The sequence below is a fragment of the Streptomyces mutomycini genome, assembly GCF_001700505.1.
GTDB classification, from domain to species: domain Bacteria; phylum Actinomycetota; class Actinomycetes; order Streptomycetales; family Streptomycetaceae; genus Streptomyces; species Streptomyces mutomycini.
On the sequence record NZ_MAPV01000202.1, the window covers coordinates 24,666 to 32,056 of the forward strand.

Genomic DNA, 7,391 nt, shown 5'->3' on the forward strand with positions numbered 1-7,391 from the left:
GACGGAGTGCCACAGTCGTTTGCATGCAGCCTCGACCGAAAAACGGGCTCCAGCCCGTCTTCTGCACCATCGTGCCGCCCCACGTCCTCGACAAGCTGTCCCAGGCCGACGATCCGCGCCTGGCCGATCCCGCACGGCGCACCCTGGAGGCCGACGGCGCCAGGCGCCACCACCGGCGGGTGACCGCGCTCGCCCGGACCCCCGGAGCCGCCCGCACCTCCGCCCCGGTCCCGGCCAAGCCCCACCGCACCCTGTACGACTGCCGTCACGGCACGGACCTGCCGGGCGTCAAGGTCCGCGACGAGGGTGACGAAGCCACCCAGGACGCCAGCGTCAACCGCGCGTACGCCGGGCTCGGCGCCACCTTCGACCTGCTGCTCACGGAGTACGGACGCAGCTCGATCGACGGCAAGGGGCTGCCGCTCATCGGCTCCGTGCACTACGACGAGAAGTACAACAACGCGTTCTTCGACGGCGAGCAGATGGTCTTCGGGGACGGCGACGGGGAGATCTTCCTCGACTTCACCGTCGCCATCGACGTGATCGCCCACGAACTGGCCCACGGGCTCACCCAGTACACGGCCAACCTCGCCTACGAGGGCCAGTCGGGCGCGCTCAACGAGTCCGTGTCGGACGTCTTCGGCTCCCTGGTCAAGCAGTACTCACTGGGCCAGAGCGCGGACCAGGGAGACTGGCTGATCGGTGCGGGGCTGCTCGCCCCCAGGGTCAGCGGCGTCGCGCTGCGCTCGATGAAGGCTCCCGGCACGGCGTACGACGACGACGTGCTCGGCAAGGACCCGCAGCCCGCCTCGATGGACGACTACGTCGAGACGGACGAGGACAACGGGGGCGTCCACATCAACTCCGGCATCCCCAACCGGGCCTTCTACCTGCTGGCCACGGCTCTCGGCGGCAACGCCTGGGAGCGGGCCGGCCAGATCTGGTTCGACGTGCTGACCGGCGGAGAGCTGGCCCAGGACGCGTCCTTCACGGACTTCGCCAAGCTGACCGTCGCGGCTGCGCGGCACAGGTTCGGGGAGGGTGACGAGGCCGAGGCGGTGCTGAAGGCCTGGTCGGAGGTGGGCGTGCCGACCCGGTGACCGGGTAAGTACGAGCGGGGCCGTCCGGACGCCAGGCAGGAGCCAGTACGCATGCGCATTCAGGTGAGCCGGACCGGCGGGTTCGCGGGCATCGCACGCCACGGCGAGGTCGAGACCGCGGGACGGCCCGACGCCGCCGACTGGGAGGCCCTGGCCGAGGCGGCGGTCGCCGGCGGCCGGGGCGGCCCGCCCGCGGGGGTGCCGGACGGCTTCCGCTACCGGATCACCGTGGGCGACCTGGCGGTCGACTGCGCGGACCCCCGGCTGACCGAGGCGCAGCGGACGCTGATCTCCCGGGTCCTGAAAGAGGGCGCTTAGCCCCGGGTCTGCCGGCACCCTTGAGGCGCACCGGCGACCCGGCCCGGGAGACCGGCCTCAGAACCCCGGCTTGCGCAGCTGCTTCGGGACCCACCCCACACGCAGCGCTCGCACCCCTCGGCCCAGGAGCCTCAGCGGCTTCGCACTGCTGCGCCGGCCTCCGACCACCGGTCCGGGGCCGCTCAGAACCCCAGCTTGCGCAGCTGCTTCGGATCGCGCTGCCAGTCCTTGGCGACCTTCACGTGCAGGTCCAGGAAGACCGGTGTGCCCAGCAGGGCCTCGATGTGCTTGCGTGACTTCGTGCCGACGTCCTTGAGCCGCTTGCCCTTCGGGCCGATGATGATGCCCTTCTGGCTGGGCCGCTCGATGTAGACGTTCGCGTGGATGTCCAGCAGCGGCTTGTCCGCCGGCCGGTCCTCGCGGGGCAGCATCTCCTCGACCACGACCGCGATGGAGTGCGGCAGCTCGTCCCGTACGCCTTCCAGCGCGGCCTCGCGGATCAGCTCCGCGACCATGACCATCTCGGGCTCGTCGGTGAGGTCGCCCTCCGGGTAGAGCGGGGGGCTCTCGGGCAGCAGCGGCGCGATGAGGTCGGCGAGCAGACTCACCTGGCCTGCCCCTCGCCCCCCACCACCCTTGTTCGAGGGACTGCGTCCCCCCTCCTGCTCCTCCTTGACCGCGGAGACCGGCACGATCTCGGCCCACTCGAAGCCGAGCTCGTCGGCCAGGGCGGAGACGGCGAGCAGCTGCTCGGCGAGCGCCCTGGGCTCGACCAGGTCGGTCTTGGTGATGATCGCGATCTTCGGGGTCTTCTTGATCCCGGCGAGTTCCTTGACGATGAACTTGTCGCCGGGGCCGAGCTTCTGGTCGGCCGGCAGGCAGAAGCCGATGACGTCGACCTCGGCCCAGGTGGTCCGCACGACGTCGTTCAACCGCTCCCCGAGCAGCGTGCGCGGCTTGTGGAGGCCCGGCGTGTCCACCAGGATCAGCTGGGCGTCGTCACGGTGCACGATGCCCCGCACCGTGTGCCGGGTGGTCTGGGGGCGGTTGGAAGTGATCGCCACCTTCTGACCGACCAGAGCGTTCGTGAGGGTGGACTTGCCCGCGTTGGGGCGGCCCACGAAGCAGGCGAAGCCGGCCCGGTGGGGGGCGGTGTTCTCAGCCTGCTGCGCAGCAGCTTCTGTGTTCGGTCGGGCGCTCATGGCGCCCATTCTCCCCGATCCGGGCGGCGGCATTGCACAGCAGGGCGCCGCCGCCCCGGATCAGCCCGCGGTCGAGGCGGACCGGAGCGTCCCGTCGGGCCCCGCCAGCAGCACCGGGGTGTCCGGTCCGCCCAGGTCACGGACGGCGGCGCGGTCCGCGTCCGAGGCGGTCCCGGCCTCGGAGACGACGGCCGCCGCCTCCAGGGACGTGGCACCACTGGCCACCGCCATGGCGACAGCGGTCTGCAGCGCGCTGAGCTTCAGCGACTCCAGGGCCACGGTGCCGGCGGCGTACGTACGTCCTGTCTCGTCCCGTACCGCCGCGCCCTCAGGCACTCCGTTGCGGGCGCGGACGCTGCGCGCCAGCGTGACGATCTTGCGGTCCTCGGCGGCGAGCTCTGTGCTGTCGGTCATGCGCCGAGCATACGAAGGTGGTGCGCGTCCGCCGGACGACGGGGTCCTCGTGCGCCCGCCGGACGTGGCAGGGCAGCCCCTTACGGACGGTCCAGGCGAAGCCGCTCCGCCTTGGGGAGCCCGGCCACCACGAGGTCGTAGCTGTCCTCCACGAGCTCCCGGACCATCCGGTCCGGGAGCCCGGAGACCGTCACGGTGTTCCAGTGCCGCTTGTTCAGGTGCCAGCCGGGGACGATCGCGGCATGGTCCTTGCGGAGCCGCAGCGCCTCGTCCGGATCGCACTTGAGGCTGACCTGAAGAGGCCGCGCGTCGAGCGCGCTGAGGGCGAACATCTTTCCCAGGACCTTGAAGACCGAGGCCTCGGGCCCGAAGGGGAACTCCTCCGCGCTCGCGTTGAACTCCAGGCAGAACGTACGCAGCTCCTGGGGAGTCATACCGCTTCCATTCCCTCCGGTTCCACCAGCACCGTGACGATCTTGTTCCGGCGGCCCGCCGGGGACTCCGCGGTCAGGCGGAGCTTGCGTCCGTCGGGAAGGTCGACGATGGAGGAGGCTCCGGAGATCGGGACCCGCCCGAGCGCCTTGGCCAGCAGGCCTCCGACCGTCTCCACGTCCTCGTCGTCGTACGCGTCGAGGCCGAACAGCTCCCCGAGGTCGCCGATGTCGAGCCGGGCGGTCACCCGGAAGCAACCGTTCTCCAGCTCCTGCACCGGCGGGAGTTCGCGGTCGTACTCGTCGGTGATCTCGCCGACGATCTCCTCGAGGATGTCCTCGATGGTGACGATGCCGGCCGTGCCGCCGTACTCGTCGATGACGACGGCGACGTGACTGCGGTCCTGCTGCATCTCGCGCAGCAGGTCACCGGCGTTCTTCGTGTCGGGGACGAACGCGGCGGGGCGCATCGCCGTGGAGACCAGGTCCGCCTCCGCGTCCCGGTTGATGTGCGTCTTGCGGACCAGGTCCTTCAGATAGACGACGCCGACGATGTCGTCCTCGTTCTCCCCGGTCACCGGGATACGGGAGAAGCCGGAGCGCAGTGCGAGGGTCAGTGCCTGACGGACCGTCTTGTACCGCTCGATGCAGACCAGGTCGGTGCGGGGCACCATGACTTCGCGCACGAGGGTGTCACCGAGCTCGAAGACCGAGTGCACCATGCGGCGTTCGTCGTCCTCGATGAGCGACTCCTGCTCGGCGAGGTCGACCATCGCGCGCAGTTCGGCCTCGCTGGCGAAGGGCCCCTTGCGGAAGCCCTTGCCCGGGGTCAGCGCGTTGCCCAGGAGGATCAGCAGCTGCGGGACCGGCCCCATGATCCTGGCCAGCGGCAGCAGGACGTACGCCGCGGCCGTGGCGGTGTTCAGCGGGTGCTGGCGGCCGATGGTGCGCGGCGAGACACCTATGGCGACGTAACTGACGAGGACCATCACGCCCATGGCGACGGCGAGGGCCTGCCAGGTCTCGGTGAACTCCTGGAGGCAGGCGTAGGTGACGAGCACGCCCGCCGACATCTCGCAGGCGACCCGGACGAGCAGTGCCACGTTGAGATAGCGGGTGGGGTCGGCGGCGACCTGTTCGAGCTTGGCGCTGCCACGGCGCCCCACCCGGACGGCCTCGGCCGCGCGGAAGCTCGACGTACGCGCGATACCGGCCTCGGCACAGGCCGCGAGCCAGCCGACGACGACGAGCAGGACGGCGCCCGAGATGAGGGGGAAGCTCATGAGACGGTGGGGGCCGGCGACGGACCGGTGAGGCCGCGCTCACCGCGCCAGCCGTCGACGATCGCCGCCTGGAGGCCGAACATCTCGGCCTTCTCGTCGGGCTCCTCGTGGTCGTAGCCGAGGAGGTGCAGCACCCCGTGGACCGTGAGGAGCTGGAGCTCCTCGTCCATGGAGTGCTGCGTCTCGGCGTCCTCGCCCTGCTTCTTCGCGACCTCCGGACAGAGCACGATGTCGCCGAGGAGCCCCTGCGGGGGCTCCTCGTCGTCCTTGGCCGGGGGACGGAGCTCGTCCATCGGGAAGGACATGACATCCGTGGGGCCCGGGAGGTCCATCCACTGGATGTGGAGCTGCTCCATGGCGGCGGCGTCCACCACGATCACCGAGAGTTCGGACAGCGGATGGATCCGCATCCGGGCGAGCGCGTAGCGGGCGATGTCGAGGATCGCCTGCTCGTCGACCTCGGTTCCGGACTCGTTGTTGACGTCGATCGACATGGTGCGCTGCGACTACTTCCCGTTGCGGCCCTTGGGGCCCTCTGCGTTGTCGTACTTCTCGTACGCGTCGACGATACGGCCGACGAGCTTGTGCCGGACGACATCCTGGGAGGTGAGCCTGGAGAAGTGCACGTCCTCGACACCCTCCAGGATCTCCTGGACCTGACGGAGGCCGCTCTTGGTGCCCGTCGGCAGGTCCACCTGGGTGACGTCACCGGTGACGACGATCTTCGAGTCGAAGCCGAGGCGGGTGAGGAACATCTTCATCTGCTCGGCACTGGTGTTCTGCGCCTCGTCCAGGATGATGAAGGCGTCGTTCAGAGTGCGGCCGCGCATGTATGCCAGCGGCGCGACCTCGATCGTGCCCGCGGCCATCAGCCGGGGAATCGAGTCGGGGTCGAGCATGTCGTGCAGGGCGTCGTAGAGCGGGCGCAGATACGGGTCGATCTTGTCGAAGAGCGTGCCGGGCAGGAACCCGAGCCGCTCCCCCGCCTCGACGGCGGGCCTGGTCAGGATGATCCGGCTGACCTGCTTGGACTGCAGGGCCTGGACCGCCTTGGCCATGGCGAGATAGGTCTTGCCGGTGCCCGCGGGGCCGATACCGAAGACGATGGTGTGCTTGTCGATCGCGTCGACGTACCGCTTCTGGTTGAGCGTCTTGGGGCGGATCGTGCGGCCACGGCTGGAGAGGATGTTCTGGGTGAGCACCTCCGCGGGGGTCTCCGCGCCCTCCCCGTTGCCGTTCCCGCTCGCCCTGAGCATGGCGATCGAGCGTTCCACAGCGTCCTCCGTCATCGGCAGTCCGGTGCGGAGCACCAGCACCATCTCGTCGAACAGGCGCTGGATCAGGGCGACGTCCGCCGCACTTCCAGTCGCACTGATCTCGTTGCCCCGGACATGGATATCGACGGCCGGGAACGCCGTTTCGATCACGCGCAGGAGCGAATCGCCCGACCCCAGAAGCATCACCATGGGGTGTGCGGCCGGAATGCTGATCCGGGCCGTCTGCGGCTGTGTAGGTGACTGAGTCATGGGCCGGCCCTCGGGCCTGCGCATACCTCCCGTTGCAGGGCCGTCGCTGCTCGACCGCCTCTGGACTACCAGCGTACGACTCACCACCGACATCACCGACAGGTTTTACCCGGTGATCATCAGCCCTTCACTGACGGAAGCCGATGGTCGGGACGGCGCGGCGCAGTGGCCAGGCCCTGCTCGTGGCGGGCAGCAGCTCCTCCAGGAAGGCGTAGCGCTCCAGCGCCGCCGGGTCCTGGTCGTCGAACGTGCGCACCTGCTGCCACCATCCGGCGATCTCCGCCCATCCGGGTGCGGACAGTGAGCCGCCGAACTCCTGGACCGACAGGGCGGCCGTCAGCCCGGCGAAGGCGAGACGGTCGGCGAGCGGCCAGCCGGCCAGCGTCCCGGTGACGAATCCGGCGACGAAGACGTCGCCCGCCCCGGTGGGGTCAAGGGCCTCCACCTCGATGGCGGGCACCTCGGCGGCCGTCCCGGCCATCCGGTCGACCGCGTACGCCCCCTCCGCCCCGAGGGTGACCACGGCGAGCGGCACCCGCTCGGCCAGGGCGTGGGCGGCGGCGCGGGGGCAGTCGGTGCGGGTGTAGCGCATCGCCTCCTCGGCGTTGGGCAGGAAGGCCAGGCAGTGTCCGAGGTCCGGCAGGGCGTCCAGGTCCCAGCGGCCGGTCTCGTCCCAGCCGACGTCGGCGAAGACCATCGCGCCGTTCCGGGCGGCTCCGGCCACCCAGGGCTCGCTGCGGCCGGGGGTCAGCGAGGCGACGGCGGCGCGGGCGCGCGGCGGGCAGTGCGGGAGCGTGCGGCCGGGTACCGCGGAGGCGGCCGGGGCCGGGGCCTCGTGGCCGTGCGAGACCATGGTCCGCTCGCCCTCGTACGCCATGGAGACGGTGACGGGTGAGTGCCAGCCGGGAACCGTGCGCGACATGGACAGGTCGATGCCCTCGCCCTGTTCGAGGGCATCCCAGCAGTACTCGCCGTAGTGGTCGTCGCCGAACGCGGCGGCCAGCGAGGTGTGCAGGCCGAGCCGGGCGAGTGCGGTGGCCATGTTGGCGACGCCGCCGGGGCTGGATCCCATCCCCCGGGCCCAGGACTCCGTCCCGCGCACCGGTGCGCTGTCCAG

The 7,391-nt window shown here is 70.5% G+C and carries 9 protein-coding genes; 2 read left to right on the forward strand and 7 right to left on the reverse strand.

Going from position 1 to position 7,391, the window contains the following annotated elements:
• The first annotated feature begins 23 nt into the window (after window positions 1–23).
• The gene (locus BFF76_RS25880; protein WP_031091804.1) at window positions 24–1,100 is read left to right on the forward strand and encodes a M4 family metallopeptidase; all 1,077 of its coding nucleotides are present in this window, start codon (window positions 24–26) and stop codon (window positions 1,098–1,100) included.
• Window positions 1,101–1,151: 51 nt separating this feature from the next.
• On the forward strand, window positions 1,152–1,418 hold the full coding sequence (locus tag BFF76_RS25885; RefSeq protein WP_053928562.1) for a protealysin inhibitor emfourin: 267 nt from the start codon (window positions 1,152–1,154) through the stop codon (window positions 1,416–1,418).
• Window positions 1,419–1,600: 182 nt separating this feature from the next.
• On the opposite strand, the gene BFF76_RS25890 is transcribed toward BFF76_RS25885, so the two are convergent.
• The 7 genes from BFF76_RS25890 to BFF76_RS25920 all read right to left on the reverse strand — a co-directional run.
• On the reverse strand, window positions 1,601–2,629 hold the full coding sequence (locus tag BFF76_RS25890) for a GTPase Era (protein WP_199831463.1): 1,029 nt from the start codon (window positions 2,627–2,629) through the stop codon (window positions 1,601–1,603).
• 51 nt (window positions 2,630–2,680) lie between these two features.
• On the reverse strand, window positions 2,681–3,034 hold the full coding sequence (locus tag BFF76_RS25895) for a cytidine deaminase (protein WP_053928563.1): 354 nt from the start codon (window positions 3,032–3,034) through the stop codon (window positions 2,681–2,683).
• An 80-nt stretch (window positions 3,035–3,114) separates the two neighbouring features.
• Window positions 3,115–3,468, reverse strand: a complete 354-nt coding sequence (locus BFF76_RS25900) for an MmcQ/YjbR family DNA-binding protein (protein ID WP_053928564.1) — start codon at window positions 3,466–3,468, stop codon at window positions 3,115–3,117.
• Complete coding sequence (locus BFF76_RS25905) at window positions 3,465–4,748, reverse strand: hemolysin family protein (RefSeq protein WP_031091810.1); 1,284 nt, start codon at window positions 4,746–4,748, stop codon at window positions 3,465–3,467. Before BFF76_RS25905 ends, BFF76_RS25900 begins: the two co-directional genes overlap by 4 nt.
• Window positions 4,745–5,242, reverse strand: coding sequence for an rRNA maturation RNase YbeY (ybeY, locus tag BFF76_RS25910; RefSeq protein WP_065849166.1), 498 nt, complete (start codon window positions 5,240–5,242; stop codon window positions 4,745–4,747). Before ybeY ends, BFF76_RS25905 begins: the two co-directional genes overlap by 4 nt.
• A 12-nt stretch (window positions 5,243–5,254) precedes the next feature.
• The gene (locus BFF76_RS25915; RefSeq protein WP_065849167.1) at window positions 5,255–6,274 is read right to left on the reverse strand and encodes a PhoH family protein; all 1,020 of its coding nucleotides are present in this window, start codon (window positions 6,272–6,274) and stop codon (window positions 5,255–5,257) included.
• Window positions 6,275–6,401: 127 nt separating this feature from the next.
• On the reverse strand, window positions 6,402–7,391 hold a 990-nt coding region (locus BFF76_RS25920; RefSeq protein WP_065849168.1), incomplete at its 5' end, for a carbohydrate kinase family protein.

Coding starts and splice junctions, on each gene's coding strand:
- BFF76_RS25880 (WP_031091804.1), top strand. CDS start 24: ATGCAGCCTCGACCGAAAAACGGGCTCCAGCCCGTCTTCTGCACCATC.
- BFF76_RS25885 (WP_053928562.1), top strand. CDS start 1,152: ATGCGCATTCAGGTGAGCCGGACCGGCGGGTTCGCGGGCATCGCACGC.
- BFF76_RS25890 (WP_199831463.1), bottom strand. CDS start 2,629: ATGGGCGCCATGAGCGCCCGACCGAACACAGAAGCTGCTGCGCAGCAG.
- BFF76_RS25895 (WP_053928563.1), bottom strand. CDS start 3,034: ATGACCGACAGCACAGAGCTCGCCGCCGAGGACCGCAAGATCGTCACG.
- BFF76_RS25900 (WP_053928564.1), bottom strand. CDS start 3,468: ATGACTCCCCAGGAGCTGCGTACGTTCTGCCTGGAGTTCAACGCGAGC.
- BFF76_RS25905 (WP_031091810.1), bottom strand. CDS start 4,748: ATGAGCTTCCCCCTCATCTCGGGCGCCGTCCTGCTCGTCGTCGTCGGC.
- ybeY (WP_065849166.1), bottom strand. CDS start 5,242: ATGTCGATCGACGTCAACAACGAGTCCGGAACCGAGGTCGACGAGCAG.
- BFF76_RS25915 (WP_065849167.1), bottom strand. CDS start 6,274: ATGACTCAGTCACCTACACAGCCGCAGACGGCCCGGATCAGCATTCCG.